The 1,647-nt window shown below is 73.2% G+C and carries 1 protein-coding gene and 1 pseudogene; one reads left to right on the top strand and one right to left on the bottom strand.

The annotated features are described in order from the left end of the window. A pseudogene (locus AB0F10_RS45510) lies at positions 1-289 on the top strand (hypothetical protein); the annotation flags it as partial. A 45-nt stretch (positions 290-334) separates the two neighbouring features. Here the strand turns inward: AB0F10_RS45510 and AB0F10_RS45505 are convergent. Beyond that, positions 335-1,345: a LacI family DNA-binding transcriptional regulator gene (locus tag AB0F10_RS45505; RefSeq protein WP_360640836.1), complete on the bottom strand. Its 1,011-nt coding sequence runs from the start codon at positions 1,343-1,345 to the stop codon at positions 335-337. Positions 1,346-1,647: the final 302 nt, after the last annotated feature.

The raw sequence follows: 1,647 nt of genomic DNA, 5'->3' as shown, positions 1-1,647 counted from the left end.
GCCGACCGCCCCGCCGCTGAGCGTGAACGCCGCGGTCGGCCGGGTCCGCACGGCCGTCGTGGCCGGCCGCGAGCTGGGCCAGATCCGCCCCGACGTCGCCCAGGACCTGATCAACCTGCTCGGGCCGCTGGGGCGGGCCAAGGACGCGGACGTGCGGCAGCGGGTGGAGGAGTTGCAGCGCAAGGTGCTCGAACGCGTCGAGGAGGGCAGCATCGACGGCGCCCGGGCCGGCCTGCTGCAGGCGCGGCTGGCCGACCTCGCCCGCGCGGCCGAACACGGCTCAGGCTGAGCCGCGCAGCGGCGCCCGGGCCGCCCTGCTTTGCTCGCGGGTGGCTCAGGCTGAGCCGCGCAGCACCAGCCGGGTGCTCAGCACCAGCCCGCCCTCGCCGCCGGCCTCGCCGTCGATCTTGGCGAGGAGCAGCCGCACCATCTCCTGGCCCATCTCCTCGATCGGCTGGTAGACGCTGCTCAGCGGCGGGTCGGTGTGCCGGGCGATGACCGAGTCGTCGAAGCCGATGACCGCGATGTCGCGCGGCGCGGCCAGCCCGCGCTCCCGCATCACCCGCAGCGCGCCGGCGGCCATCATGTCGGCGGCCGCGAAGACGGCGTCGACGTCGGGATGCCGGTCGAGCAGCCACTGCATGGCCGCGGCGCCGCTCTCCTCGCTGAAGTCACCGTGCGCGACGATGCCCTCCCCCACCACGTCCCGGTAGCCGTCGAGGCGCGCGATGCCGGCCGCCATGTCGAGCGGGCCGGTGATGGTCGCGATGCGCCGCCGCCCCAGCCGCCGCAGGTATTCGACCGCCTCACGCGCGCCGCCACGATTGTCGGCGTCCACGAAACAGCCCGGCTCGGCCTGCGTCGGGCGGCCGGCCCGCACGGTCGCGACGCCGCGCTGCTCGAGCGTCGACAGCAGCGTGTCGGTGCCGTGCAGGGACAGCAGGAGCGCGCCGTCGACGTGCTGGCGGGTCAGATAGCCCTCCAGCCGCTCCCGCTCCTGCGGCGACTGCGAGATCATCAGGACCATCTGCAGGCCCCTGTCGACCAGGCCCGACGAGATCGACTGCACGATCCGCCCGAAGAACGGCTCGGCGAAGAACCGCTCGCCCGACTCGAAGATGACCAGGGCGATCGAGTCGGTCCGCTGCGTCACGAGCGTGCGGGCGGCCCGGTTCGGCACGTAGCCCAGCTCGGCGATCGCGTCCTTGACCGCGGCGCGGGCGGCGGGGCTCACCTGTTCCGACCCGTTGACGACGCGCGAAACCGTCCCGCGCCCGACTCCGGCCCGGACCGCGACCTGATCCAGCGTCGGGCGTCCAGTCGCGCGGGTCCGCTCCCCCGTCATCGCGTCCCCTCCTCATCCGAGCTACGCCAGACACAACCTATCGCCCCACCACCACGGCATGCCGGGCGGCGGTTCGTGGCGCGTCGCGATTACCCCTGTCGTGGCCCTGACCAGGTGTCCTGTTCTGTGTCCGTTGCCGCCCGGATGGCGGGATTTTCCGGCGGCGAAATCCTCAAGTCACGCCGTTCGGACCGTCCGCAACCGGGCGGCACCTGTTCGGGACCAGGGGGTGCACCGCGCAGACCGGAATCTTCTCTGCATGCCCGGCCGACAACGGCTGGACAAGCGGGGGGAAAAACCAA

This window comes from Actinoplanes sp. NPDC026623 (genome assembly GCF_040638275.1).
Classification (GTDB): domain Bacteria; phylum Actinomycetota; class Actinomycetes; order Mycobacteriales; family Micromonosporaceae; genus Actinoplanes.
Note: the sequence above shows the minus strand (reverse complement) of the source record. Positions and strands in the feature narration are given on the sequence as shown.